The 26,297-nt window shown below is 51.3% G+C and carries 21 protein-coding genes; 13 read left to right on the forward strand and 8 right to left on the reverse strand.

The window, feature by feature from the left end:
* Positions 1 to 303: 303 nt before the first annotated feature.
* The 4 genes from AB1690_13970 to AB1690_13985 form a co-directional block, all read right to left on the reverse strand.
* Positions 304 to 3,144: a M6 family metalloprotease domain-containing protein gene (locus AB1690_13970; protein MEW6016413.1), complete on the reverse strand. Its 2,841-nt coding sequence runs from the start codon at positions 3,142 to 3,144 to the stop codon at positions 304 to 306.
* Between the two features lie 230 nt (positions 3,145 to 3,374).
* Entirely contained in the window at positions 3,375 to 3,590 is a 216-nt protein-coding gene (gene rpmB, locus AB1690_13975; GenBank protein ID MEW6016414.1) for a 50S ribosomal protein L28, read from the reverse strand.
* A gap of 111 nt (positions 3,591 to 3,701) precedes the next feature.
* Positions 3,702 to 3,854, reverse strand: coding sequence for a hypothetical protein (locus AB1690_13980; protein MEW6016415.1), 153 nt, complete (start codon positions 3,852 to 3,854; stop codon positions 3,702 to 3,704).
* A gap of 7 nt (positions 3,855 to 3,861) precedes the next feature.
* Entirely contained in the window at positions 3,862 to 5,307 is a 1,446-nt protein-coding gene (locus AB1690_13985; protein MEW6016416.1) for a putative sulfate exporter family transporter, read from the reverse strand.
* 277 nt (positions 5,308 to 5,584) lie between these two features.
* On the opposite strand from AB1690_13985, the gene serS reads away from it, so the two are divergent.
* The 12 genes from serS (at position 5,585) to AB1690_14045 (ending at position 19,145) form a co-directional block, all read left to right on the forward strand.
* Positions 5,585 to 6,868, forward strand: a complete 1,284-nt coding sequence (gene serS, locus AB1690_13990; GenBank protein ID MEW6016417.1) for a serine--tRNA ligase — start codon at positions 5,585 to 5,587, stop codon at positions 6,866 to 6,868.
* Positions 6,852 to 8,102: an ATP-binding protein gene (locus AB1690_13995; protein MEW6016418.1), complete on the forward strand. Its 1,251-nt coding sequence runs from the start codon at positions 6,852 to 6,854 to the stop codon at positions 8,100 to 8,102. The genes serS and AB1690_13995 overlap by 17 nt, the downstream gene beginning before the upstream one ends.
* A gap of 48 nt (positions 8,103 to 8,150) precedes the next feature.
* A complete protein-coding gene (locus AB1690_14000) occupies positions 8,151 to 9,704 on the forward strand; it encodes a bifunctional response regulator/alkaline phosphatase family protein (GenBank protein MEW6016419.1) in 1,554 nt (517 codons plus the stop codon).
* Positions 9,701 to 10,144 carry a tRNA (adenosine(37)-N6)-threonylcarbamoyltransferase complex ATPase subunit type 1 TsaE gene (gene tsaE, locus AB1690_14005; protein ID MEW6016420.1) on the forward strand — a complete coding sequence of 148 codons (444 nt, stop codon included), beginning with the start codon at positions 9,701 to 9,703 and terminating at the stop codon, positions 10,142 to 10,144. Before AB1690_14000 ends, tsaE begins: the two co-directional genes overlap by 4 nt.
* Positions 10,145 to 10,155: 11 nt before the next feature.
* Positions 10,156 to 10,815 carry a tRNA (adenosine(37)-N6)-threonylcarbamoyltransferase complex dimerization subunit type 1 TsaB gene (tsaB, locus tag AB1690_14010; GenBank protein MEW6016421.1) on the forward strand — a complete coding sequence of 220 codons (660 nt, stop codon included), beginning with the start codon at positions 10,156 to 10,158 and terminating at the stop codon, positions 10,813 to 10,815.
* Positions 10,808 to 11,284, forward strand: a complete 477-nt coding sequence (rimI, locus tag AB1690_14015) for a ribosomal protein S18-alanine N-acetyltransferase (GenBank protein MEW6016422.1) — start codon at positions 10,808 to 10,810, stop codon at positions 11,282 to 11,284. The genes tsaB and rimI overlap by 8 nt, the downstream gene beginning before the upstream one ends.
* A 5-nt stretch (positions 11,285 to 11,289) precedes the next feature.
* The gene (accD, locus tag AB1690_14020; GenBank protein MEW6016423.1) at positions 11,290 to 12,129 is read left to right on the forward strand and encodes an acetyl-CoA carboxylase, carboxyltransferase subunit beta; all 840 of its coding nucleotides are present in this window, start codon (positions 11,290 to 11,292) and stop codon (positions 12,127 to 12,129) included.
* Positions 12,130 to 12,131: 2 nt separating this feature from the next.
* Entirely contained in the window at positions 12,132 to 13,427 is a 1,296-nt protein-coding gene (locus AB1690_14025) for a folylpolyglutamate synthase/dihydrofolate synthase family protein (GenBank protein MEW6016424.1), read from the forward strand.
* Positions 13,417 to 14,769: an ATP-binding protein gene (locus tag AB1690_14030; GenBank protein ID MEW6016425.1), complete on the forward strand. Its 1,353-nt coding sequence runs from the start codon at positions 13,417 to 13,419 to the stop codon at positions 14,767 to 14,769. Before AB1690_14025 ends, AB1690_14030 begins: the two co-directional genes overlap by 11 nt.
* Positions 14,753 to 16,888 (forward strand): GAF domain-containing protein, encoded by a 2,136-nt coding sequence (locus AB1690_14035; GenBank protein ID MEW6016426.1) that lies wholly within the window; start codon positions 14,753 to 14,755, stop codon positions 16,886 to 16,888. The genes AB1690_14030 and AB1690_14035 overlap by 17 nt, the downstream gene beginning before the upstream one ends.
* Positions 16,889 to 16,986: 98 nt before the next feature.
* A complete protein-coding gene (locus AB1690_14040) occupies positions 16,987 to 18,405 on the forward strand; it encodes a sigma-54 dependent transcriptional regulator (GenBank protein MEW6016427.1) in 1,419 nt (472 codons plus the stop codon).
* 272 nt (positions 18,406 to 18,677) lie between these two features.
* Positions 18,678 to 19,145, forward strand: coding sequence for a hypothetical protein (locus AB1690_14045; GenBank protein MEW6016428.1), 468 nt, complete (start codon positions 18,678 to 18,680; stop codon positions 19,143 to 19,145).
* Between the two features lie 87 nt (positions 19,146 to 19,232).
* On the opposite strand, the gene AB1690_14050 is transcribed toward AB1690_14045, so the two are convergent.
* Positions 19,233 to 21,899 (reverse strand): valine--tRNA ligase, encoded by a 2,667-nt coding sequence (locus tag AB1690_14050; protein ID MEW6016429.1) that lies wholly within the window; start codon positions 21,897 to 21,899, stop codon positions 19,233 to 19,235.
* Positions 21,900 to 22,044: 145 nt separating this feature from the next.
* Between AB1690_14050 and mazG the strand changes: the two genes are divergently transcribed.
* Positions 22,045 to 22,818, forward strand: a complete 774-nt coding sequence (gene mazG / locus AB1690_14055) for a nucleoside triphosphate pyrophosphohydrolase (GenBank protein MEW6016430.1) — start codon at positions 22,045 to 22,047, stop codon at positions 22,816 to 22,818.
* A gap of 201 nt (positions 22,819 to 23,019) precedes the next feature.
* On the opposite strand, the gene AB1690_14060 is transcribed toward mazG, so the two are convergent.
* The 3 genes from AB1690_14060 to AB1690_14070 form a co-directional block, all read right to left on the reverse strand.
* Positions 23,020 to 24,435 carry a PDZ domain-containing protein gene (locus AB1690_14060; GenBank protein MEW6016431.1) on the reverse strand — a complete coding sequence of 472 codons (1,416 nt, stop codon included), beginning with the start codon at positions 24,433 to 24,435 and terminating at the stop codon, positions 23,020 to 23,022.
* 8 nt (positions 24,436 to 24,443) lie between these two features.
* Complete coding sequence (locus tag AB1690_14065; GenBank protein ID MEW6016432.1) at positions 24,444 to 25,847, reverse strand: trypsin-like peptidase domain-containing protein; 1,404 nt, start codon at positions 25,845 to 25,847, stop codon at positions 24,444 to 24,446.
* 170 nt (positions 25,848 to 26,017) lie between these two features.
* Positions 26,018 to 26,297 (reverse strand): hypothetical protein (locus AB1690_14070; protein MEW6016433.1); only part of this gene is annotated, 280 nt, incomplete at its 5' end.

The raw sequence follows: 26,297 nt of genomic DNA on the forward strand, positions 1-26,297 counted from the left end.
TAACGGAGTATTCCACCTTTCTGAGGAATAGATTAGTGGTGCAGTCGGCGATGTCGCTTTTGTCGCATCAGAATCTCTCTTCGCAGACAGTGCTGAAATTGCTGTCGTGAAATTTCCCGAAGAAGTCTTCGTAAGGGCGAAACTTTGGGTTCGCCCTTTTTTTATTTCTGGATTCCCCGCCATGGCAGGCAGGCGCCTTCGCGGGAATGACGATTACGGGCAGGAAGGGGTTCCTGCCCGTGCAGTAATAGTCTTCGTAGTGGCGAATCCGCCTGTTCGCCTTCCGTCATTTATGCTTAAGCCTCATGGGCAGAGCGGGTCGGGACCGTTCTTGTACAGATAACTCAAGAGATAGGTGGCGTCGAGAATATTTATCGACCCATTGCCGTTGGAATCACCCGACTGAAGTGGCTGCGGCTCCGGACCGCTCTTGTATAGATAAGCAATGATATAGGTGACATCAAGGATATTGATAACACTATTTCCAGTCGGGTCGCCGCAGACAAAATCGCAGACGTCTCCAATGCCATTGCTGTTGGCATCCTCCTGCCCGGGATTGAAGGTATCAGGACAGTTGTCGCAAGCAGAGCCGACACCGTCGGCATCCGGGTCTTCCTGTAGCGGATTGGCGACATTCAGGCAGTTGTCGCAAGCGTCACCGACTCCGTCAGAATCGGCATCTTCCTGCCCGGGATTGGCGATAGCAGGGCAGTTGTCGTTAGGGCAGAGATTTTCAGGATGACCGGGATTGCCATAACTGTCACCATCGGTATCAACACACGGTGGGACCGCCCAGCCATCGAGAAACAGCAGTATCCGGGTCAGAATGGTATCTCTCTTGGTGTAAGAGACAGAGGTGTTAAGAATAGATTCGTAGCCCCAGTTGAAGAAGACCAACTTGTATGAGCCGGAATAGGAAAGAGCGGAGTATTGAGTTCCGTTGCGGAATTTGAAAGCGCCCAGTCCGCCGTTGACCGGAATAATCTGCGATGAAATGGAGATGCCCTGATTGGCGCCGCTGAAATACCGGGCGACAAAGCCGTCGCCAATCGGCGAGCCGGCGATGCCATCATGATAGATGCTGAAATAGGTGCCGCCATAACGGGCGCGAAGGTAATTCTCCAGGAATAGGGAATCCTGGGTGCGAAGTTCATTGGCCAGTCCCTGGCCGGTCAAAAAGAGGTTGCCGCCGTTATCGAGAAAATATTTCATCGAGACAATATCGGCCGGCAAAAGATAATCGGCGGCGCTGTCGCCGGTGAACCAGATGACAGTGCTGTATTCAGTCAGTGCCGTTCCGGGCGGAGTGCCGGAAGCCTGCTTGTTCCAGATGTCGGCCGGTACGCGTCGCTGGTAGGTGTCGCCGAAGTACATTTCTTCGTAATTGTCGCCGCGGTCATCATCGACAATCAAAACCCGTGTCTTCCCCAGCACTTTTTCTATGGTGAAGGTCTTCTGAAAGAGGCCTCCATTGGCGGTCAATTCTATGAAAAAGGAATCATAAGTTGGGTTGTCAATATTGGGAACGATAAACTGGAGCGAACTGCCGACCGTGCTGGCGGTTCCGCCATTGCCGTTTATGAGCGGTATGCTGCTATTGGGGACGGTAAAAGTCAGATTGGGGTCATTGGAGGTAACCGTTATATTGACGCCGGTGGCAGTCAGCCAGTCGTTTTTGAAAAAGAGGTCGAGATCAATCGATTCCCCCGGTTCAAGATACCCATCAGCATCGTCATCAGCAAAACGGGAGGAGTCAATAGTCAAATAGGGGCGCGACCAGTTGACATCGAGATTGGCGATCATAATAGAATCGGAGAGGGAGATATTCCAGACAGCGACCTGAGTGACAGTGTTAGTGTAACTGCGGGAATTGGGAGTGGTTTTATCGTCAAAATGGTCAATCCCACCCCAGGGATAAACGTCACTGGCATCGCCGCCATTATTGTCGAACTGAAGGTCGAATCGTCCGTCGGCCTGCTCCAGCATTACCAGTGGATGCCAATCTTCGTTATTGCCCCACTGGGTTTCATCGATATGCCAGATAAGGAGTCCTTCCCAGGGGAGGTCGCGGTCAAAGCCCATTCTTTGACGATTCTCAACCAGGAAATACTGGCTTCCGACTGAGCCATTGGCCCAGAGACGGTATGCGGTCGGGTTCCAGGCGGCGGCCGGAAAGATAATATTGGTCTGGTTGGTAAGCACGTTGGTCGGCGTTATGAAGCCGAGTTCTTTTTTGCACCAGGCGTCAAAATGAGCCGGAATGCGGGAATTGCCGTTGTAACTTCCGCTCGCCATAACGGTCCAGTAACCGCATCCGCGCGATGAATAATCGGTGTCATAGAGGTCGGGGAGACCAAGAACATGCCCGAACTCGTGGCAGAAAACTCCAATAGGGGCATTATCGGCGCTGCTGGCCGATTCTTCCGGCTCCATAGAGTATCCTGATATATAAACTCCGTCTTTAAAGCGAGGATTGATACCCCAGGCATGGGAGTGGATTTCGCAATCGCCGCCCGATTCTTCATATCCGGTGCCGGCATGAACGATGAAGATGCCATCGACATAATTATCGCCGTCGTTGTCATAAAGCGAAAAGTCAACAAAAGGGTCGGCGGCATCAATTGCCTCCTCCACCAGCCTCTGAGCGTTGGTAGGATAATCGCCGAAACCGTGCGAGCCGTCACAGTTCTGAGTATAATAAGTGGAATTCTGAGAAGCGCGGTACCATCCGTAAACATCCCCCAGCATGACAAAATTGCCGAAAGAATTTTCGAGATAGTATTCCTTCATGGAACCGGTAGGATTCAGAAAACCATCGGAGAACAGGATAGAGTCGAAATCGGCGACAGTCGCGGCGGCATAACCGGCGGTGTAGGGCTTGTCGGGGAAATCGACCAGAATCACCAGCACGCGAAAAGTGACCGGATTACCGAGAGCCAGAGAGGCCCGGGTCTTCTGATTGGCAGTCTGCGGCATATCGACCCCGCGGGCGCGGGCGTCATTTATCCGGGCGACAACTTCATCAAGTCGCCCTTCATGGCGCAGTTTGGCGATAACCTGGTCAGATAGCGGTACGGCCTGCGAAGTAGTGGCTGACAATAGCCCGATTAAGAGAAGGAACAGCAAGCGGAGATGACGGCACATTTTGAAAGTCCTCCGAGGGATGTAAGTTATTATGCAATATATGCATAGGTAGTCAAAAGTCAAGGAATATAAAGACTTACACATATGATTTCGCAATAAATACGGGTGGTTTAATCAAAAAGGCAGGTTTGACAGCGTAATGGCAGAATTAACCCTTCGCAAAAAGAAACCCCGCCATGTGCGGGGTATGATGCTCTCAATGTCCTGAATCGTTTTTAAAGCGATGAAACTCAGACCGTTTTGGCTTTCTTCGCCTTGTTGATTTTAAGCACCTTGCCGGCTTTAAGACACCCGGTACATACACGAACCGAACGGGCGGAGCCGTTGATATTGGCGCGGACAGTCTGCAGATTGGGATTGAATCGTCGAGCGGTCACATTATGCGCGTGCGATATATTTCGTCCAACTACCGGCTTTTTGCCACAGATTTCACAAACTTTTGCCATTGTATAATCTCCAATAATTAAGACAAGTAATATAACATCCTGCCGCCAAAAATCAAGGTATTTCTGGCGATTTTTCGGCCGTTCCGCCGGGTTAGAAAGTCGCGATACCTGTCAGATTTCAAATACGGTATGGCTCACCCAGACCAGGATTACAATCAAGACCAGCCCGATTATAATGCTGTAGGCGATAAGCTTTTTCTCGATAGGGAGAAGCGGCTCGTACTCCATTTTCTTGATTTCATCAGCGATTTTGGGCTCTTCCATTACTAATCTATCCTGCTAAGGGAGGTTTAACGCCATGGAAAAACAGCCAGGAGATTACCAGACCTATCCAGATTATAAAACCGAAAAGACAGATGACATAAACCAGCGCCAGTTTGCCGATACCTTCCTCCCAGAGTTTGCGGAAATTGGAGGCGACACCAATCGTGAAAAAGGTCATGACAAAGAAAATTCCGCGGAAGATATTGGCGGTTCCCATCGAGGCTTTGGCGCCGCTGACGGCGTCAGGCGCAGAGACAGCGATTAAAATGACCGCAAAAAAAGTCGCCATATAACCTAAAATGAACTTGGGGAACCGTTCCCAAATCTGGCTGAATCTAACTTTCTCGTTGGGGCGTTTGTCGATTTTAGCCGACCAGATATATGCCAGGATGAAGGCCCAGATAGCGATAAAGATATCGATAAAGACTTTGACGGTAGTAGTGGTTGCCATCATCCACCCCGGTTGATAGTTGATTCCCTGTTCGGCGGCGGTTTTTGCCAAGATGAGCGATTCCGTGATAGCGCCGCTGGCAACCGCAGCGCCGTCGGTTTTCACCGCCAGCCCCATCCAGGCGCCGGCGACCATCGGCTCGTTAGAAAGAAAGGTCTGAGCGATGAAGGGGAGAAGCAAAAGTTCCACGACGGCAAAAATGACCACCAATGACGAGACCATGATAGGTACCACCGGGCGGGCTTTAATTGCTGAACCGGTGGCGATTGCGGCCGAGACGCCACAAATCGATATTCCGCTGGCGAGAGGGACCGACCATTCGCGGCTGAATTTGAAATATCGTCGGGCAATGAAATAGACCAGCGCCCAATAAATCAGATAGGCTTCGACAATGGCGCAGAACCCCCGGCAGATGACCGAGGTTGCCAGTCCCAACTGCTCGGCGGCGGTAATGCCGAGGTATCCGCCCAAAATTACGATGGCGGTTTTTATATACAGTTCCGGCCTGATAGCCTCCCTCATGGCTTGCGAGAAGCGCGGCGCGAAGTTGCCGATAAACAGTCCGACCAGAAGCGCAATAATATAACCGGCTTCGGCCGTCAGGTTCAGCGACCAGCCTATGCCGAATTTGCTCAACTCATTGGGAGTGGCGGCAATAAATGCCCAGCACCCCAGAATCCAGCAGATATAACTTATCCAGAAAACGGCGGTAAAACCGAGCGCGAACCTCTTCAGGTTGGCTTTGAGAAGCGCACCGCCGGCCAGCATCAGTATCAGAAGAAACAGATAAGTGGAAAAGAGAGAAAGCAGACCGGAGAGACCGGCGTAAGTCTTGGAGGCCGGTTTCAAGCAGGAACCAAGTTCGGTCCAGACATGCGATTTCACCACCCAGCCGAGCAGGTCAAAGCCAAATATCAGAATCAAGGAGAGAACGAACAGAAAAAGCCCCAGAATCAACGCCAGCCAATCTTCATTAAATTTTGATGATGATTTGTTTTCCATAGTCCCGCGTCCTTTAATAATGCCTGCCGCCAGAATTCCAGAATTTCTGGCAGCGATAAATAATTTACTTTCCACAATACTGTTGTCAACAGAGAAAAGGTCTAATGCGGTAAAGAGCAAAGGGGTAAGACTCTTCGCGCCGGCGCCCAGCGGTGGACCGTCAGGTCGGCGTTAAGGCTTGACCGAGGGAAATAAAACGGTTAAATTGTCTGAAATAGTTTCGTAAGATATTGCCTCATTAGCATATAAATTAAGTCAGGGTTATAAGCAGGATGATATGTTAGAGATAAAATTTATCCGGGAGAATCCCCAGGCGGTCAAAGAGGCGATTCAGCATAAGAATGAGAAAGCCGATATTGACCAGATTCTGGCGCTCGACCAGAAACGCCGGGAGATTATCGCCGAGGTAGAGCGATTGAAAGCGCTCCGAAACAACGTTTCCGAGCAGATAGCGCAAAAGAAGCGGAAAAAGGAAGATGCTTCATCGGATATCGCAGAGATGAAAAATGTGGGGGACAAAATAGCGCAACTGGATGAGAATCTGCGGCAGACCGAAGCGGAACTGGAGCCGCTTTTGCTGCGCGTGCCCAATCTGCCGCACCCTTCGGTACCAGTCGGCGCCGACGAAGAGAGTAACGTGACAGTCAAGGAATGGGGGACTGTTTCGCAACCGACCTTCACTTTGCTGCCGCATTGGGATCTGGGAAAGAAGCTTAATATACTTGACCTGGAAGCGGGGGCGAAAATAAGCGGCTCGGGATTTTTTGTTTTAAAAGGAGCCGGAGCCCGTTTGCAGCGCGCCCTCATAAATTTCATGCTCGACCTTCATATTCGGGACGGCTTCACGGAGGTTCGCGTCCCGTATCTGGTCAACAGCCCTGCCATGACCGGCACCGGGCAGCTTCCCAAGATGGCCGATGACCTCTATAAGATTGAAGATGAGAATCTCTGGCTTATACCGACGGCGGAAGTTCCGGTGACCAATTTTCATCGGGAGGAGATTCTGACCGAAGAGCAGCTGCCGATATATTATGTCGCCTACACGCCCTGTTTTCGCCGGGAAGCCGGCGCTGCCGGAAAAGATACCAGGGGAATGATAAGGGTACATCAGTTCGACAAGGTGGAACTGGTTAAGATAGTCCACCCGGAGAAATCATACGATGAGCATGAGACTCTTCTGCAGCAGGCGGAGAAAGTCCTTCAAGCGCTCAAGATACCGTATCGGGTGCGGCTGCTTTGCACCGGCGACCTCTCATTCGCCGGAGCGAAATGTTATGATATCGAACTCTGGTCGGCCGGGGTGGGAAAATTTCTGGAGGTTTCCTCGGTCTCGAATTTTGAAGCCTTCCAGGCGCGGCGGATGAATACCCGTTTTCGGGACAAGAATAAGAGAGTTCAGTTTGTGCATACCTTGAACGGCTCCGGCACGGCGTTGCCGCGGCTGATTTCGGCGGTTATGGAGAACTATCAGACAGAATACGGGACCATCTTGATACCGGAGGCGCTTCGTCCTTACATGGGTGGAATAACGGAAATAACCGGAGATGGAAAAGAAAAGTAAAATTCGTCTCTCCATCGGCGCTACCACAATTTTCAAACTATTCCTGCTGGTCGGAATTGTGCTGCTGGCGGTGGTTTTCGGCTGGTACACGCTTGATGTTATCGAGCAGATAAAACAGGATGCGGAGCGGATGGCCGCTTCCTATGTCAAGCTCTGGCAATTGGCGGCAAGCGATAATACCTCGGGCGGCGAAGTTCAGATTATCTTTGACGAAGTCATCAAGAAGGCGAACTTTCCGGTCGTGATTGCCGATGTCAATCGGGAACCGATTTTCTGGCGGAACATTGAAGGGATTCCCGATAATGACCCCTCACCGGAAGCGCAGGCAAAGGTGAAGAAACTGGTGGAGGAGATGCGGGCTGACCGGGGGGAGATACCGCTCAAATTCGAAGAGCGAACCCTTTCTTATTTTTATTATGGCGATTCACCGGTAATTCGTCAGCTGCAATGGATGCCGTTTATCGAGATGGGATTGGTGGCGGCATTTGTCCTTATCGGATTTATCGGTTTTCAGAATATCCGCCGCTCTGAAGAGCGGCATATCTGGGTCGGGATGGCAAAGGAAACGGCGCATCAGTTGGGAACGCCGATATCCTCACTGATGGGCTGGCTGGAGATACTTCTGGAAAAATGCAAACTCGGGCCCAACGCGCCCCCGTCTGAGGAACTCAAAGACAGCGATATTTTTCTCCAGATGAAAACCGACATCGACCGTCTGCAGCGAGTCGCCAACCGCTTCGGGCAGATCGGCTCCATGCCGGAACTTAAGGAAGTTGATATTAATGCCCTGATGGAGGAAACCGCCTGTTATTATCGTCGGCGGCTCCCCTTCAGCGGTCAAGGAGTGCAGATAACCTGCGACTTTGAAAATATCGCGCCGGTGCAGATAAACGGCGAACTGATAATGTGGGCGGTGGAAAATCTGATTAAAAACAGTCTGCAGGCGGTGGACCCTCAGAAAGGACGAGTCGAGATTGCCACCAGGCTTGCCTCTGAGAGAAAGGCGATATTGATAACAGTCAAAGATAATGGTCCCGGCATTCCGCCCGGATATGCCAGAAAAATCTTCCGTCCCGGTTTCACCACCAAGAAGCGTGGTTGGGGGCTGGGGTTAACTCTGGCGCGAAGAATTGTTGAGGATTACCATCGTGGCAAAATGGCGCTTCTCAAATCACATCCGGGCGAAACCATATTTCAGATAATTCTGCCGGTAAATCAGGGGAGCAAGGGATAAGATTTCTTGTTAATGAATTAAAGCCAACTTCTTACTGAGCACAACGCAATGATGACTAAAAAGAAGATTCTCTGGGTTGACGATGAGATAGACTCTCTTAAGCCCCATATCATATACCTCGAGCAAAAAGGATTCGAGGTGGCGGTGGCGCATTCGGGGGACGATGCCGTGATGAAAGTCCGCAGTGAGACCATTGACCTGGTGCTGCTGGATGAAATGATGCCGGGGAAAGACGGTCTCTCGACGCTGGAGGAGATAAAAGAGATAAATCCTCATCTGCCGGTGGTGATGGTGACCAAATCGGAAGAAGAGACTCTGATGAACGAGGCGATTGGACAGAAGATTGACGACTACCTGACCAAACCGGTCAATCCCTCGCAAGTATTGATGGTGGCAAAACGATTTCTGGATACAAAGAAAATACTCTCGGAAAGCCAGATGAAGCGGTATATCGGCGAGATTAACCGTTTTAATCAGAAATTATATGGAGTTCTGGAGCCACAGGATTGGCTGGAAGCGGCGAAGATTCTGGCATCCTGGGATCTGGAACTTGATGCCAATCCTGACGAGGGGCTGGCGCAGACTCATCTGGGGACGCGGAAAGACTGGAATAACGAGTTCACCAAATATCTGGAGAAAAACTATCAGAAATGGCTTTTCAGCGATGCTCGTCCCACTCTGTCGCCGGATCTGCTGACCAAGTATCTGACCCCGCTTCTGAAAGAAGGGCGCAAGGTGCTTTTGATAGTGGTTGACTGCATGCGTCTTGACCAGTGGCTGACAATTGAATCGCTGGTAGCGGAGTTTTACAATATAAACCGCGACACTTATTTTTCGATGCTTCCCTCGGCCACGCCGTTCGCCCGCAACGCCCTCTTTTCGGGGCTTTTCCCGGACGAAATCGCCAAGCGGTACCCCGACAATTACCGCGGCGATGATGAAGGGTCGTTAAACCGGATGGAAGACCGTTTTCTTGCCGACCTGGTGCAGCGGGAGAAGCTCAATCTCAAAAGCCCGGTTCGGTACGAGAAGATATTTGACAACACCGAAGGGGAAGTGCTGGCCAAGCGGGTGGCGGATTATTACCAGTCGCAGCTGGTGGCGTTTGTGTTTAACTTCCTCGATATCCTGGCGCATGGCCGCTCCAACAATGTCATCCTGAAGGAGATTGCCGGAAGCGAAGCGGCCTTTCGCTCTCTTATGAAAAGCTGGTTTGCGCACTCGCCGCTTTTTGCCATCCTGAAATCATTTGCTGAAAAAGATTTCACTGTTATCGTCACCTCCGACCACGGTTCAGTGCTTTGCGCCCGGGGAACCCTGGCGCACGGCAAAAGAGATACCTCGACCAACCTGCGGTACAAGTACGGCGACAATCTCAATGTCGATACCAAAGAAGCCTGGCTGATAAAGAACCCGGCCGATTTCCGTCTTCCCAAATTCAACCTCGCCACCACCTATATCATTGCCAAGGAAGATTTTTACTTTGTCTATCCCAATAAGTACAATGAATATATCCGGCAGTTTCAGAATTCCTTCCAGCATGGCGGCATTTCGCTGGAAGAACTGGTGGTGCCGATAGCGGTGCTGACCCCCAAGCGATGACAATAAACCTTCCTTCGCATACTGCCGTCAGCCGGAAGGAGTCGGAGACGGTTACCCTGGGGCGGGAACTGGCGGGATTTCTCGAACCGGGAATGCTGCTCAGCTTGTCCGGTCCGCTTGGCGCCGGCAAGACCTGCTTCATTAAGGGCATAGCGCAGGGGCTTGGAATCGATGAAAATGAAATAAAGTCCCCATCCTTCACGCTGGTCAACGAATATTACGGTCGTTTGCCGCTCTTTCATTTCGACCTGTACCGAATGACAAATTTGACGGAGCTGAAAGAAATCGGCTGGGATGACTATCTTCTTCGGGACGGTATCATTGCCGTGGAATGGGGCGAGAAGGCATCAGAATTTCTTCCCGCGGAGCGATTCGAGATACAGTTTCGGATATTGACGGAGACGGAGCGGGAAATCCGTATCTTATTTGTTAAAAGATAAGCGAAGCGGCTATGTCCAGTGAGCGAATATTATTGATTGACAGTTCGACCTCGGTCCTGCGAGTCGGTCTTGCGGATGCCGCGGGAAAGATATTCTCGGCGGAGAACCGGGACCGTTTTCGCCATGCGGAATTCATAATCGGCTTGATTGATAGATTGCTGCGGGAAAACGGGGTGGCAAAGAGGGAGCTGAGCAGAATAATCGTCTCGACCGGTCCTGGTTCTTTTACCGGTCTGCGGGTCGGGCTGGCGGCCGCCAAAGGTCTGGCGCAGGCGCTGAAAATTCCGGTGGCGGGCGTTTCGATATTTGAAGCGGCATCACCGAGGCTGTCCCGGACGGTAGGCCGCGCTGCCGTTCTGATTCGCTCCCGCCGCGAGCAATTCTATTCCGGCTTAGTCGATTCCCCCCAATTTGACAATCGGATGATTGAATTGATTGATATCTCGGAAATCACTTCAAGATTCCAGGGAATTCCGCTTCTGCTGGTTGATATGCCGGATTTCCCTTCCATCCCGGGTTTGAGACTGATAAAACCTGAGGAATTTACTCTGGGGCATGAGGATTTCCTCGCTCTGGGTCGGGAGAGATTGATAGAGACCGGCCATGATAATCTGGCCTCTCTGGAACCGTTATATATCCAGCAGTTTCCGGCTGGTCGCGCCAATGAGTGAATTAAACTCGACAAAAGGGCAACTTGTTATCAGGCCTTTGACTCGCGGCGATATCGCGCCGATTGTTCTGATAGAGGCGCGGATATTCAGCGACCCCTGGCCCGCCATTGCCTTCGAAGAGGAGCTTGACTCCGATTACCGCGGAGTTATTGTCGCGGAAATTGACGGTCTTATAACCGGTTACGCCGGTTATATAGTAGCGGCGGGAGAATGCCAGTTGACCAATATCGGTGTGGCGCCGGAATTCAGGGGAAAATCTATTGCCAAATCCCTTTTAAATCGTATCTTAGAAATCGCCAAAAAGGCGGAATGCGAGTATATTTTTCTGGACGTGCGGCCCAGCAATACGGCCGCCATTAATTTATATAACCGTTTTGGGTTTATCGAACTGTATCGCAGACCCGGCTATTACCGAATTCCCCCGGAGGATGCGATTGTCATGGTGAAAACTCTTCGAGACCAGGATTAGCGGCGATGGAATGGTTTAAAAAGGCTAAGGAGGGCCTGGCCCGACAGGAGAAGAAGGAGATTCCTGACGGTCTCTGGTCGAAATGCACCGCCTGCGGGGAGATTATTTATACCAAGCAGCTGGAGGCTAATTACTGGATCTGCCCCAACTGCCGCTTTCATTTCCGCATTTCGAGCCAGAAATATATCAATATGATTCTCGATGACGGGGCGCTGGAGGAGTATGATGCCAATCTGGAGTCGCTTGACCCGTTGAAATTCAAAGATTCCAAGAAATATCCGGACCGGATAAAGGCGGCGCAGGCGAAATCGGGGCTAAAAGATGCCGTGGTTGCCGGGCTGGGGAGCATTAATGGCATCAAAATCTCATTTGCCATAATGGATTTCAACTTTGTCGGCGGCTCGATGGGTTCGGTGGTGGGCGAAAAGATTGCGCGGGCGATTGAGCGGTCGCTGGAGCATAAGATTCCATTAATAATCGTCTCCTGTTCCGGCGGAGCCCGGATGCAGGAGGGGATATTGTCGCTTATGCAGATGGCAAAGACATCAGCTCTGCTGGCAATCCTTCACCAGAAACAGATTCCCTATATTTCGGTGTTGACCAATCCGACTACAGCCGGAGTGATGGCAAGTTATGCTTCTCTGGGTGATGTCATCATTGCCGAGCCACAGGCGCTTTTGGGATTTGCCGGACCGCGCGTCATTCAGCAGACTATCGGGCAGGAACTTCCGCCCGGCTTCCAATCATCGGAGTTTTTCCTTGAAAAAGGGTTTCTCGACAAGATTGTCGACCGCAGTCAGCTGCGCGATACCCTGACTTTGCTTCTCAGATATTTCCAGAGATAGTGATGGCAAAAGAGTCCGGAGGATATAAATCGGCGCTGCGATTTATTCTCTCCCGAGAGTTCTTTGGAATGAAACTCGGGTTGGAGAATATCTCGCTATTTTTAGAGAAACTGGGCAATCCCCAGAATCAGTTTCGCTCGGTGCATATTGCCGGCACCAACGGCAAAGGGTCAACCGCGGCGTATCTTGAAGCGATTTTCCGTCAGGCCGGCTACCGCACCGGCATATTCACTTCCCCCCATCTGGTCGATTTTCGGGAGCGGATTCGAGTCAACGGCGCGCTTATTGAGAAGCGGTTCATTACCGAGTTTATCAGACAGAATAAGGCCGATATAAAAGGTCAGAAAATCACGTTTTTTGAGGTCTGTACGGCCTTAGCCTTTGCTTATTTTGCGCGGCGCAATGTTGATATCGCCATCATCGAGACCGGGCTGGGAGGACGTCTCGACGCCACCAATGTCATGCGACCGCTGGTTTCAGTCATTACCGATATTTCCTTTGACCATATGCATATTCTGGGGCATACGCTGCGCAAAATCGCCTTTGAGAAAGCGGGGATTATTAAGCAGAAGCGACCGGTGATTACCGGTATCTTGCCCGGGGAAGCGTCAAGAGAAATAGCGGCTGTCGCCCGGAAATGTCAGGCGCCGCTTCTGCCGATGCAGAAGAAGAATTTCCATGGTGCCATCGGAAAGAATTTCGAGTTCAGTTATCGTGCTGGAAGTAAGGTCATCTCAAGACTCCGGCCCTCTCTGCCGGGGGAACATCAGATAAAAAATGCCGCTCTGGCGGTAAAAGTGGCGTTATTCCTCCGAGGTGAAGGATATAAAGTCAGCGACCGCGCTATCCGGGAGGGATTGGCATTGACTCAATGGCCCGGTCGATTCCAGATGTTGAAAGATAAAGGGAAACCGACGGTGATTCTGGACGTGGGACATAACCCGGCCGGAGTGCAGGCGATGGTCGCTTGCTTCAAAACTGTTTTTCCCCGCAAGAACGCCAATATCGTTCTCGGATTGGTCAGCAATAAAGATTTGAAACGCTCCGTGACGTCGCTTCCGCAGATTGCCCGGCGTATCTTTATTGTCCGTCTGAAAACTTACCGCAGCGCGGAACCGGAGGAGATCGCTCGTCATTTAAGAGGTAAAGCAGTTCCGGTCGTTACGGGCGGTACGGTGACGAGCACGGCGCGCCGCCTGATAAAAGAGGCGGGAACTGACGATATAATAGTAGTCTGCGGCTCGCATTACGGCGTAGGCGAATTTCTGGAACACCGGAAAGAGATTTATGGCAGTTAAAAAAGGCGCCCGAAAGAAACCGACCGAAACGGTTAAGACGCTTCGGGCGGAAGTCAATCGGAAACTGGAAGAGTTGACCGATTCCAATCGTCGCCTGAAACGAAAAATCTTTGACCTCTACACAATTTTCGAACTGAGCCGCAATTTTAACGCCGTTCTCAACTACGAGACCTTGCTTGATTCCTTTGTATTGACCTCGATGGGTCAGATGGGGGCGCAAAAGGCGACCCTGTATCTTCCGCGGGAGATAGGACGGAAGGAGTTTCGTCTGGCGCGGGTCAAAGGGGCGCCGCCCTTTCCCCGGGAAGAGATAAGTATCGACCCGGAAGGGGAGTTTGGCAAATATATCACCGCCCTCAATCGACCGGTGCTTATCAATGAAATAAGCGGCGGATTTTCCGCTCCGGAGATTCAGGCTTTTCAGAGGTACTTCCCAGAGGGGCTGGTGGTGCCGCTGATTTTTCAGACCAAACTGCGGGGAATATTGATTATTTCGGTTAAAGCCTCGGGACTGCCCTACAAGGATGACGATATCGAATTTCTTTCGATACTCGCCAACCAGACGGCGGTCTCAATTGAGAATGCCCGTCTCTATGATTCGGAGCGGGAGGCGATTGAAAAACTGCAGAAGACGCAGGAACTATTGGTGCAGTCCGAACGTCTGGCGGCTCTGGGGGAACTCTCGGCAAAGATTGCCCACGAAGTTAACAACCCGCTGGGCATTATCAAGAATTATCTGGCGCTGACCGGGCGCAATATTGACGATTCGGCAAAAGCCTCGGAGTATCTGGAAGTGGTGGGGCAGGAGATTGACCGGATTGCGATGATTGTGCGGCAACTGCTTGATTTCCACAGGCCCCGCGTCATCAAGTTTGCTCCGACCGACCTGGTACGGCTTCTGAATGAAACGGCGGCTTTGATGAGCCGTCAGCTGGCTGATGCCGGCGTAGAAATTCTGATAGATGCGGCCGATGATTTTCCGACGATTGTGGCTTGGCCCGACGGTTTGAAGCAGGTTTTCATCAATCTCTTTATCAATGCCAAGGAAGCGATGAAAGAAGGGGGGAAAATATCGGTGGCGGCTACCTACAACCGTCATCTGGTCTGCCTCCGCTTCTGCGACAGCGGGACCGGCATTGACCCCAAGCATGTCCCCCATATATTTGAGCCGTTTTATACCACAAAAGAATCTGGCGGCACCGGGCTGGGACTTTCTGTCTGCTATGGTATAATTAAAAACCATAATGGGTCGATAGAGTTCTATAACCTTGAAAAAGGGGGATGTTTTGAGATTCGTCTCCCGATTCAACAGGAAGAATTAGACAATGACTGGAAGATCTGAGAAGATTCTGATAATTGACGATGAGTCGCGGATGTGCGATTCGCTTGCGGAATTGCTGGGGGGGAGCGGCTACAGAGTGCAGACAACGCAGTCCGCCCCGGCGGCGGTGGAACTTCTCAAACAGGAGCCGTTTGATCTGGTAATAACCGATATCAAGATGCCGGAACTGACCGGCCTGGATATTCTCAAAGTGGTCAGGGAAATCGACCCGGAGACGATTGTCATACTTATGACCGGATATGCGTCACTGGAATCGGCGCTGGAAGCGATAAAGAACGGCGCATTCGAATATCTTCTGAAGCCGGTCGAGTTCACCCAACTGGAGATTTCGGTCCGGCGCGGATTGGAAAAGCGTGAAGCGGCTATGGCGCGCAAGAAACTTCTGGAAGAACTAAAACAGGCAAACTGCAATCTCAACAACCGACTTCAGGAAATCAATGCCCTTTATGAAGCAGGCAAATCGCTCGGCTATACGACCGATATCAGCAAGCTCCTGGACAAAATAGTTGCTCTTGCCGCCGAGGTGACGCAGGCGGAAATCGGCTCACTGATGCTTATCAATGAAGAAACCGATATTCTGACCATCAAAGCTTACCGGGGGCTGGACCGGGAAATTGCCGACACGGTTTCGCTGCCGCTGGGGTCATCTATTGCCGGTTATGTCGCCCAGTCCGGTGAACCTCTGATGGTCGATGACGTCGAAAAGGATGAGAGATTCAAGCGGATTAATAAAGAGCGGTACAGTTCGGCGTCGCTTTTGTGCGTTCCCCTCAAGATAACCAATCGGGTGCTGGGGGTTATCAATATGGCGAACAAGCGGAACGGGGCAAGTTTCACCGAGCATGACCTGAAACTCTTGACTACCTTTGCGGCGCAGGCGGCGGTTGCCATCGATGATGCCCGCCAGTTCGAAAATAACCGCCAAAAACTCCATGAATTCTCGATTCTCTTCGAATTATCGAACCGGCTGTCGGCGGTCGGGTCGGTTTCGGCGATGCGACAGGCGGTCTTTGAGTATCTCGGCAAACTGATGCCAATCGATTTTGCGCTCTGGTTTGAGTGGCAACCGGGACGTCAGGCGCTCAAACCGGTCGGGGTCACCGGCACAACCATACCCTTGACCGACAGCGGCTCTATCAATCTGGACCTGATAAAGAGCGAAGAGATTGTGATTGAAAATGTGGAGTTTGCCGACCTCGACTTTCAGGATATCGCGACGCTGTCGCGCTATATGGCGCGGCTTCTTTCGCACGCCCCGGTATATCCCCGTCCCGAGGCGAATTTTACTGCCCTGCCGGTGCTCCAGGAGGGGGAGCTTCGTCATATCTACTGCATCGGTTCCCGCAGCGAGCGTCTCTACACGGCGCAGGAGATTTCGCTGGCGCAACTGATTATTTCGCAGTCATCCGGATTCTATGAAAGAGAAAAGGCGCTCTTGAATGCCACCCGGCTTCTGACCATGGGGAATATGATATCCGAAATTTCCCATGACCTGCGTAAACCGCTCACCAATATTCGGGGCTGGATACAGATCTTGCGGGACAAATATCCCGATGTGGGCAAGGATACGGGATTTTTCCATATGGCTGAAGAGGAGGTGCATCGGCTCAACGACCTGGTGAAGGAACTGGTCGATTTCTCCAAGCCGCATAAGTACGAAACCGAAATCAGAGATATCCGAAAAATTATTCAAAGGGCGACGGAGTTCCTCAAGCCGGAATTTGCCAAGAAAAACATCAAGTTTGAAGCCCATTATGACAATTGCAACTGGGAGATTCCGGTGAATAAGAACCAGGTGCTGGAGGTCTTCCTGAACCTTTTCTTAAATTCGGTTGATGCCATCTCCGACAGCGGCGGCAATATCCGGGTTACCGGCAAGATCGACCGCCCGCCGTTTAGAAAAATAGACTACCTTGCTATCACGGTCAGCGATACCGGACGGGGAATCAAGAAAGAGAATCTGGCGAAAATATTCGATAGATATTATACGACCAAGGAGACCGGCACAGGTCTGGGGCTTTCGGTGGTCGAAAGAATCATGGCGGCGCATGGGGGTACCCTTAAAGTCGATTCCGAATATGGCAAGGGGACCGACTTTACCTTATATTTTCCGAAATAAATTGCAAAATATTGCAAAAAAAGGCACGAAAACTGCTGTCATTTACTTGATTTTTGATAAAAAATGACGATAAATGTTTAAAGTGCAAAACTTTTCGTATGAAAAAAGATAAGATTAAAATCTTAATAATCGATGATGACCCCAAGGTCTCCTGGCTTTTGAGTGAGGGGCTTCCTGACTATGAATTTGTATCGGCTCGTGACGGCAGCGAGGGGATACAGATGGTTACTACTGAAAAGCCGGACCTGGTGCTTCTGGATATAAAGATGCCCGGAATTTCCGGTCTGGAGGTTCTGGAGCGGCTGAGCCGGCTGCCGAACCGCCCGGAAATAATAATGCTTTCGGGCCATGGCGAGACCGACAACATCGCCAAGTCGAAACATCTGGGGGCGGCCGAATTCATTCATAAGCCATTTGAAGTCAAGGAAATCGAAATTAGAGTGCAGGCCGTCTTAGAAGCCAAAAAACTTCGGGAAGAGGTCCGGGAACTCAAATCTCAACTTAAGTCCCGCAACCAGTATGAGCAGTTTATAGGCGATTCGCCCAAGATGACGCAGGTAAAGAGCATTATCGAGCAGGTCGCCGGTTCCGAATTGACAGTTCTTATCCGGGGCGAATCGGGCACCGGGAAAGAGATTGTGGCGCGGATGCTTCATAATATGTCAACGCGGGCTGATGAGCCTTTCACCAAAGTCAACTGCGCCGCCATTCCGCGAGACCTTTTGGAAGCGGAACTGTTCGGATACGAAAAAGGGGCTTTCACCGGCGCGCATAAGACCAAACCGGGGCGGTTTGAAGTCGCCAATAAGGGGTCGATTTTCCTGGATGAAATTGGGGATATGCCGCTGGAGCTGCAGTCCAAACTGCTGCAGGTTTTGGAGCAGCAGGAGTTTGTGCGAGTTGGTGGCATCCATAATATCCATGTTGATGTCCGAATTATCTGCGCCACGAATAAGAATCTGGAAGACGCTATTCGCCGCGGCGGGTTCCGCGACGACCTTTTCTATCGCCTGAATGAGATAACGGTTTTCCTGCCGCCGTTGCGGAGCCGAACCGAGGATATTCCGCTTCTGGTAAGCCACTTTCTGAAAAAATACAGCGACCTTTATCAGAAATCAGCAATGGCGCTGTCACCGGAGACCATGTCAAAGCTCCTGCAGTTTTCCTGGCCCGGGAATGTCCGCCAGCTGGAAAACCTTATCAAACAGGTGGTCGTCCGTGGGGATGAGTCGATTGTCAATGAAATGCTCAGTAATGTTATTCAAACGCCGGAATATACCCAATTGTCCGACCTGTTGCCAGGCGGCGGAAGCGCTGCAGTAGCAGCGGAGTCGGGGAATGCCTTTTCACTCAAGCATCGTGTCGGCGCCGCTATCGCGAATGAAGAAAGACGATTGATAAGCGAGGTTCTAACCAAGACCAATTGGAATCGTCGTAAGGCGGCCGACCTTCTGGAAATCAGCTACCGCTCCCTCCTTTACAAGATAAAAGAGTACAATCTTAACTCCATAAAATGACCCACCCCTGTGTGAGCGGTGTGTCATTTTTTGTGAAGATTTATGCCGTTTATCTGCATTAGTTTGCGGCAGCGAGTAATGTTGATAATATGTTGATGTTATGTGAGTCTATCTGGATAATTTGATTTCTTATAAAAATCAATGAGTTAATGCCCTTTAAAATAGTCCGGTAAGAGACAAGAAAGTCTATTTTAGATCCTAAATTATTTGTGGAATGTAACTTGCTTGATAATTACAAGATAAAGGACTGTTTAAACATTGGCAGCAACAAATTGGCAAATGGTGTGGTAAGCAAGGATGAGACGGTCGGTATGAGCTCCGATTTTGTCTCAAAGATAAATTACGAGCTGAAGCGAGCCGAACGGTACCGGATTTTTCTTTCTCTGGTAATCTTCAATATCGGTCCGATTCTGGATATGGTTGTGGAGGAAGAAAAGAAAGGGCGCGGAAGCCGTTCCGAGTTTCTGGAGTCGCTGTCGGAAGTGGTGCGCCGCTCGGTGCGCGAGGTGGATGCCGTTTCCAATCATGGCCGCAGCCGTATTGGATTGTTGTTTCCGGAGACCCCGCGTCAGGGAGCGGAAGCGGCGGCGCGGCGGATTTCATCGCAGATTTCGGCTTTCTGCAAAGACTATTTTCGCGCTCCCGTGGAGTATATGCTTCCGGTGGAGATTTCCTCCTTTCCGGACGCGGCGGGCGCCCGCTCAATTTCAAGTTATTTTGACGAATTTAGCGAAAAATAAAATTCCCCCTCTATAGAATCCCCATAACACTAAGCCCCGCCGCCCGGCGGGGTTTGGTGATTTAGGGCATATCATGGTTCTTTTGAGCTACCAGCCCATCAGCTGTTCGAGATTATGATTCAGTTTCTCGACCCGCTCTTCGATATCGGCTTTGCGGAGTCGCTCTTTCTCGACCACATCATCCGGGGCATTCTTGAGAAAGTCGGCATTGGCAAGTTTCCGGGAAATCCGCTCCAGCTGCTCTTTCAGACCGGATAGTTCCTTTTCCAGCCGCTTCTTTTCGGAGTCGACATTAATCAGCCCCTCCAGCGGAATGAATATTTCGGCGCCGGAGATGACGGCTGATGCTGAAAGTCCCGGTTTTTTGATTTCGGGACCGATAATCAGCTTATCAATCTTGGCCAGACTGCGGAAATAGTCCTGATATTCATCCAGAAGCTGCGCCAGCTCCCTGTCATTCACCCGTATATGAAGATCAGACCGCTTGCCGGGCGGGACATTCATCTCGGAGCGGACCGAGCGCACCGCATTCACTACCGCCTGAATCGCTTCCAGCGATTTTTCCAGCTTTTCGTCCCGATATTTGCCGCCTGCGGAGGGCCATGGTCCAAAGACCAGGGTCTTCTCTTTCTCCGGGAAACGCTCCCGCAGGGAATTATTAATCTCCTCGGTTACAAACGGTATGAAGGGATGGAGCAGCTTGAGAATCTGGTCAAGGGTATAGACAGCGACCTTGAGGGAGGCTTCCCGTATCGGCTGATCCGGGGTGTCAGGTTTTATCAATTCTATATACCAGGAGCAGTAGTCATTCCAGGTAAACGAATAGAGGCTTTTTGCCGCCGCCGACAGTTTGAATTCGGCGATGTTCTTATCAACGGTCTCAATTGTCTCTTCAAGGCGGCTGAGAATCCAGCGGTCAACCAGTATCAGCTCCTCCTGCGGAGGCAGGTTGCATTCGAAACGGGCGTTGCCGAGACGCATCTGCACAAATCGGGAAACCTGATAGAGCTTATTGACAAAATTCCGTCCCCCTTCAAAGGTATTCTTGGAAATCCAGGGGTCCTGTCCATCCGGTGTCGCCAGCACCAGAGAGATCCGAAGGGCATCGGCGCCGTATTTATCCACAATTTCCAGCGGGTCGATGCCGTTCCCGAGAGATTTTGACATCTTAATGCCGTTGGCGTCGCGGACGGTGCCATGTATATAGACGTCATTGAAGGGAATCTTTCCTACAAATTCATATCCGGCCATCACCATTCGCGCCACCCAGAGGAAGATAATCTCGGAGGCGGTCACCAGAACCTTGGTCGGATAGAAATATTCGAGCATCTCGGACTTCTCAGGCCACCCCATCGTTGAAAAGGGCCAGAGCCAGGAAGAAAACCAGGTGTCGAGAACATCCTCATCCTGATTCAGTTCGGCGTTGCCGCATTTGGGACATTTAGCCGGTTTCTCCGCCGCCACTACCGTTTCGCCGCATTCGCAATAATAAACCGGTATCCGGTGCCCCCACCAGAGTTGACGAGAAATGCACCAGTCGCGGATATTCTCCATCCAGTGCAGGTAGGTCTTGGACCAGTAGTCGGGATGAAACCGCAATTCGCCGCTTTTGAGAGCTTCGATAGCCGGTTTGGCGAGAGGAGCCATCCGGACAAACCACTGCTCCGAAAGATACGGCTCGATTTCTTTATGACAGCGGTAGCAGGTGCCGACCGCCAGATGATACTTATCGGTTTTCTCCAGCAGCCCTTTCTTCTCCAGTTCTTTAACCAGCTGTTTGCGGGCATCATATCGCTCCAGCCCCTTGAATTTGCCGGCGTTGGCATTGAGGGTGCCATCGATATTCATAATATTAATCTGCTCGAGGTCGTGGCGCAGTCCGATTTCATAGTCGTTGGGGTCATGCGCCGGCGTAACCTTGACCACACCGGTGCCGAATTCGGGGTCAACGTAAGCGTCCGCGATAATCGGAATCTCCCGCTCCAGAATCGGCAGAATCACAGTTTTTCCGACATACTTTTTGTACTTGCTGTCTTTCGGGTTAACCGCCAGCGCCGTGTCGCCAAGCATTGTCTCCGGACGGGTGGTGGCAACTGTCAGATACTCATCGCTCCCTTTGATTTTATACTTGATATACCAGAGGCTGCCATCCTTTTCTTCATGTTCGACTTCGTCGTCGGAGAGAGAGGTCTGGCAAGAGGGGCACCAGTTGACAATCCGGTTGCCGCGATAAATCAGGTCTTTCTTGTACAGCCGGATGAAGACTTCCGTTACGGCGCGGGAAAGGGAATCATCAAGCGTGAATCTGGTCCGTTCCCAGTCGCAGGAGCAGCCGATCCGTTTCAACTGGTTTAGAATCTTGTCTTTGTTGCCGTATGCCCACTTTCGGGTATGCTCCAAAAATTTCTCCCGCCCGATTTCGCGGCGGGTGGTGCCGTTTTTCGCCAACTGTTTTTCCACGATGACCTGGGTGGCAATTCCGGCATGGTCGGCGCCCGGAATCCACTCCGCTTCATACCCGGCCATTCGCTTCTGGCGGATTAAAATATCCTGTATGGTATTATTAAGGGCATGACCCAGATGAAGAATGTCGGTCACATTGGGGGGAGGAATGACAATCGAGTACGGCTTTTTTGTTTTGTCGATTTTGCCGTGAAAATAGCCGGCGTCAAGCCACTCCTTGTACAGTCTGTCTTCAACCGTTTTGGGGTCATACGGCTGGGCTTTGGGCTTTTCTTCTGTCTTAGTACTCATATATCTCTTTCAAAACCTGCAATTATACCGCCCAATATACTGTTTGTCAAGGCGAAGCGGTATATACAAAAAGTCCTTTGAATAAGGGCGGAAATCCGTATTTTTGGATATTATCGACCAAACCTGCCAATTTCAAAGGAACTATATGCAGATAAATAACAGTGAGCCGTTCAATAAGTTGAGAGAAATAATGGCGATTCTCCGCTCGCCTGAGGGTTGCGCCTGGGACCGCAAGCAGACCCATCGGTCGCTTCTGCCGTACCTTATCGAGGAGGCGTATGAAGTGGTGGAAGCGGTGGAAAACGAAGATTATAAGCATCTGAAAGAGGAACTGGGAGACCTGCTCTGCCAGATTGTCTTTCATGCTCAACTGGCAAGCGAAGCGGGGCGGTTCACTCTTGATGATTCTATCAATGAAATCAATCAGAAACTGATAAGCCGTCACCCCCATGTCTTCGGGGAGAAAAAAGACCTTAAGCCGCAGGAAGTTCGGGACCAGTGGGAGAAGATTAAAGTCAATTCGGGGGAGAAAGAATCGGTGATATCGGGAATACCAAAATCGGCGCCGGCGCTTCTTAAGGCGTATCGTTTCGGCGAGAAGGCCGGGGGAGTAGGTTTTGACTGGAAGGATGCCGGGGAGGTCTTTCTCAAGGTAAAAGAGGAATTACGGGAGATTGAAGCGGAGATACCATCGGGGAATAAAGAGCGGATTGAAGAGGAACTGGGCGACCTGCTCTTTGTGCTGGCGTCATTTGCCCGGAAACTGGAGATAAACCCGGAACAGGCGCTCAATAAGACGCTGCTCAAGTTTTCGAAGCGGTTCGCTTTTATCGAGAAGAAGGTGAAGGAATCGGGGCGGAAGTTCGGGGAGTTTTCGATTGACGAACTGGAGGCGTTCTGGCAGGAGGCGAAGGAGTAGCGGTGTGAGCGGGCGACTTTGCCGAGCTTCCGCCGAATTTTGTCAAGAGTCCACCGCGGCGGACTGACGGCGAGAGGATATCGCGGCAGGCTCGCCTCGAAAGGTGTCGAGCCTAAGGGTCTGCCGCAACGGTTAATTACAGCAAAAAGGGCGGCGCTGCCGCCGCCCTCTCAATCCAGGCCATTTCTCTTAGTCAGACTATCACCAATCGGTTTTCACATTTATGAAAACAGTTTTATTATCCCGCCAGATGAAGAACACCACCTCTTTTGGCTTCTGTTCGGCGATTCTGTTCAGGACTTTCTTGGCATCCTCCACCGATGTCACTTTTTCGCCATCAATCGACTGAATTATATAACCGGGCATTATATCGGCGACTGATGCCCATCCGCCCGATTCGACCTCTTTGACCATTACCCCTTTGAACTCCTTACGGTCGAGATTGAAGACATTATAATCGGCGAAGACCAGGTCGCGGAGGGTGAACTCAAAATTGAAGTCTTCGTACGACGGCGCTTCCGCGGGGGTGATAGGAGCAGGCGACAGGACTGCGACAGTCTGAATGGTATCGATCGTTCCGTTGGTTCGTCTTAAGACCTCAAAACCGACCCTGGAGTTGGCGCCGAAATCGGAAATCTGCTTCTGAAAAATAGGGAGATTCTCCTCTTTATCGACCGTAATAGGGGTGCCGTTGAGCCGGACAATTATATCACCGGTCTGCAAACCGGCCGAGTCGGCGGGAGAATCTTTGACTACCTCGTTGACAATAATTCCGGACTTGGTGTCGATGCCCCAGAAATCGGCGATATCGGCGGTCAGCGCCTGAAGATAGATTCCCAGCCAGCCGCGGTCAACTTTCCCTTTGGTGGGAGGGTCCTTAACCAGTTTCTCGATTTTCTCCGCTGGGATGACACCGAGCAACGGCACCGATTCTTCACCGGTAAAAGAGGGGAGAGTCGATATATCCATACCGCGAAAAGCCGACTGGTCGAGCAATCCCAGGACTCCGATAGGGTAGCCTGCGCTGTCATACAGCACCGAGCCGAGTTCCATCTCGTTAAACCCTACCGTGAAGACAAACTGGTCGGGAACCTGAATCAGGGCGGAAATCATCCCGACATCAGACGCCAGCAAAGGAGAGACAAACTCCGGCAGTAAAAGGTATGCCGCCAGCCATTCGCCGACACGATAGTCGCGGCGATGGCTGAAACTGACCGGTTTGAATTCGAGGGGAGTCTCGGAAGTGATACGGCAGAAGCCGAGCTTGGTGAAACGGTCCACCCCGATATACTCGGCCGGATATCGGGTGCCATCGGATTTCACGATCTCAATGCTGGTCGGTTTGATATCCATCTGCATTCCCGACATCATCGAAAACGGGGAATCATCATCAAGGGGAGAGCCGTCAAAAACGACCAATCCCTCTCTGGTGACAATGGTGCCGATACCGCGAATCTGGGCATCGGAGGTCTGCGTGCCGAAAGAGACCTCCAGCTTGATATTGACGGCGACGGCATATTCGTACGCTTTCTTATTGATACGCTCGAAATCGAAATTCTGCCCGAAAGCGGCAACGGCGGTCAGGGATATAATCAAAAATATGTAAGTCAGTTTCATACTCTCCTCTATTCTTCAGATGCGGGCTCTTCGTGGGCGATATCTTCCGCTTTTATCAAAATAAATTTGGTGCTTCCGGAGCGCCGCACCGTCAGCAATACGCGGTTGGCGTTCTCGGCGGTGAGGGCGGTATAGCGCTGATAGAACTCCTGGAAAGTATCGACAGGCCGTTCATTAACGCCGCGGATGACATCCCCCCGCCGCAAGCCGCCATCGCTGGCAGCGCCGACTCGTTTCACTCCGGAAACGTAAACGCCCAGGGTATCCTCGAGCTGATTATCGACCGCCATCTGCTTGGTTATGCTCTTTATGGTGATACCCCACTCCTTGCATTCGAGGTCTTCACCCAGGATATCCCCCAATTCATGCGTGACAACCGGGACTACAAAAGTCTTCTCGCCCCGCATGATGGTCATAGTAATGGTGTCGCCCACCGGATAATCGGCAACCATTTTGTAGAAAACCGGAAGTTCCTCGGCAAAACGGGCGGAAACCGACTTATTGTCCATTTTCAGAATGACATCGCCGGCAAGAAGTCCCGCCGCCTCGGCCGGAGACTGAGGGTCAACAGACGCGATAAGAACCCCTTCATTTATGCCGGTGCCGAACCACCCTTCCAGATTCTGCAACTCCTGGCACTGGACACCGACCCAGCTGCGGATGACTCTGCCGCGGTTGAGAATGTCGTGAAAGACCTGCTTCACAATATTTATCGGGATGGCAAAGCCGATATTATTGGCGAACATGGTGGCGCGGGAGTTAATCCCGATAATTCGTCCGCTCAAATCGACCAACGGTCCCCCGGAATTGCCCGGGTTGATGGCGGCATCGGTCTGTATCCAGTTATTGTAAATACCGGTCTTCTCGCCGGAGGGAAGCTGCACATCGCCGGAAAAATACCGGTCGGTGGTGGAAATGACGCCGCAGGAAATGGAGCGGGAAAGCGCCAGCGGGGAACCCATCGCCATCACATACTGCCCGACCTGAATGGAATCGGAATTGCCGAAGGAGGCGACGGTCAATTTCCCTTTGTATTCATCGAGATTCAACTTGATAATGGCGATATCGGTCAGTGGGTCGCCCCCGACCAGAGTCGCGTTTAAAGGCTCTTTATCGTACAGGGTACAGATGATTCGCTCCGCTTTGCCGGCCACGTGATAGTTGGTTACCACATAGCCGTCAGGGTGAACTATCACCCCGGAGCCGACCACCGACTGTTTGACCATTTTGCCGGTGCGGAAATCGGTTATGACCGGCTGGATATGCACCAGCGCCGGCAAAACCTTGTCGCGGGCGCTGTAGATTGCCTGTTGATGGGGGTTCCCCGGGTTTGCCGTCGCGTTATTCAATGCCGCCGCCAGCAGAAATACCGTCAGAATGGCGGCTTTTGGGAGTCTCAGAAATTGCTTCATTTATCTCTCTTCCGTTCGCTAAAAATTCGTCCTCAGAGAATATATAATATCTTTATTATCGACAAGTTATTATTTAACAATTGGGGCTAAAAGAAGTTCAGGAAATAATAAAACCCTCAGGGTGGACCTGAGGGTCGGGCGTCGGCTGCTTCGGCAATCGCTGCCGCCGGCTATTCGCTCCAGACAATCTCGACCGAACCGAGACCTACATCAATTTGCAAATCGAGACGGGCCGCGGCGGAATCAAAATCTTCCGATTTGTAGTACCCGTCTCTTATTCTCAGACCGGCGGCGTTGCGGAATTTTACTTTGGAAAGGAAGTTATCTTCCGCCTCTATCCGGACCGGCAATTCGCGCGGGAGATAAATAACAGCGCGTCCCAGTCCGACGGAGATTTCAGCCTGTGCGCGGGTCTTCAGCTCTCCGGTAAACTCGAGACGAAATTCACCG

This window comes from Candidatus Zixiibacteriota bacterium (assembly GCA_040753495.1).
In the GTDB taxonomy this organism is placed as follows: domain Bacteria; phylum Zixibacteria; class MSB-5A5; order GN15; family PGXB01; genus DYGG01.

Bases quoted from the DNA above. Each gene is read 5' to 3' on its own strand.
- AB1690_13970 (MEW6016413.1), bottom strand. From the start codon at position 3,144: ATGTGCCGTCATCTCCGCTTGCTGTTCCTTCTCTTAATCGGGCTATTG.
- rpmB (MEW6016414.1), bottom strand. From the start codon at position 3,590: ATGGCAAAAGTTTGTGAAATCTGTGGCAAAAAGCCGGTAGTTGGACGA.
- AB1690_13980 (MEW6016415.1), bottom strand. From the start codon at position 3,854: ATGGAAGAGCCCAAAATCGCTGATGAAATCAAGAAAATGGAGTACGAG.
- AB1690_13985 (MEW6016416.1), bottom strand. From the start codon at position 5,307: ATGGAAAACAAATCATCATCAAAATTTAATGAAGATTGGCTGGCGTTG.
- serS (MEW6016417.1), top strand. From the start codon at position 5,585: ATGTTAGAGATAAAATTTATCCGGGAGAATCCCCAGGCGGTCAAAGAG.
- AB1690_13995 (MEW6016418.1), top strand. From the start codon at position 6,852: ATGGAAAAGAAAAGTAAAATTCGTCTCTCCATCGGCGCTACCACAATT.
- AB1690_14000 (MEW6016419.1), top strand. From the start codon at position 8,151: ATGATGACTAAAAAGAAGATTCTCTGGGTTGACGATGAGATAGACTCT.
- tsaE (MEW6016420.1), top strand. From the start codon at position 9,701: ATGACAATAAACCTTCCTTCGCATACTGCCGTCAGCCGGAAGGAGTCG.
- tsaB (MEW6016421.1), top strand. From the start codon at position 10,156: ATGTCCAGTGAGCGAATATTATTGATTGACAGTTCGACCTCGGTCCTG.
- rimI (MEW6016422.1), top strand. From the start codon at position 10,808: ATGAGTGAATTAAACTCGACAAAAGGGCAACTTGTTATCAGGCCTTTG.
- accD (MEW6016423.1), top strand. From the start codon at position 11,290: ATGGAATGGTTTAAAAAGGCTAAGGAGGGCCTGGCCCGACAGGAGAAG.
- AB1690_14025 (MEW6016424.1), top strand. From the start codon at position 12,132: ATGGCAAAAGAGTCCGGAGGATATAAATCGGCGCTGCGATTTATTCTC.
- AB1690_14030 (MEW6016425.1), top strand. From the start codon at position 13,417: ATGGCAGTTAAAAAAGGCGCCCGAAAGAAACCGACCGAAACGGTTAAG.
- AB1690_14035 (MEW6016426.1), top strand. From the start codon at position 14,753: ATGACTGGAAGATCTGAGAAGATTCTGATAATTGACGATGAGTCGCGG.
- AB1690_14040 (MEW6016427.1), top strand. From the start codon at position 16,987: ATGAAAAAAGATAAGATTAAAATCTTAATAATCGATGATGACCCCAAG.
- AB1690_14050 (MEW6016429.1), bottom strand. From the start codon at position 21,899: ATGAGTACTAAGACAGAAGAAAAGCCCAAAGCCCAGCCGTATGACCCC.
- mazG (MEW6016430.1), top strand. From the start codon at position 22,045: ATGCAGATAAATAACAGTGAGCCGTTCAATAAGTTGAGAGAAATAATG.
- AB1690_14060 (MEW6016431.1), bottom strand. From the start codon at position 24,435: ATGAAACTGACTTACATATTTTTGATTATATCCCTGACCGCCGTTGCC.
- AB1690_14065 (MEW6016432.1), bottom strand. From the start codon at position 25,847: ATGAAGCAATTTCTGAGACTCCCAAAAGCCGCCATTCTGACGGTATTT.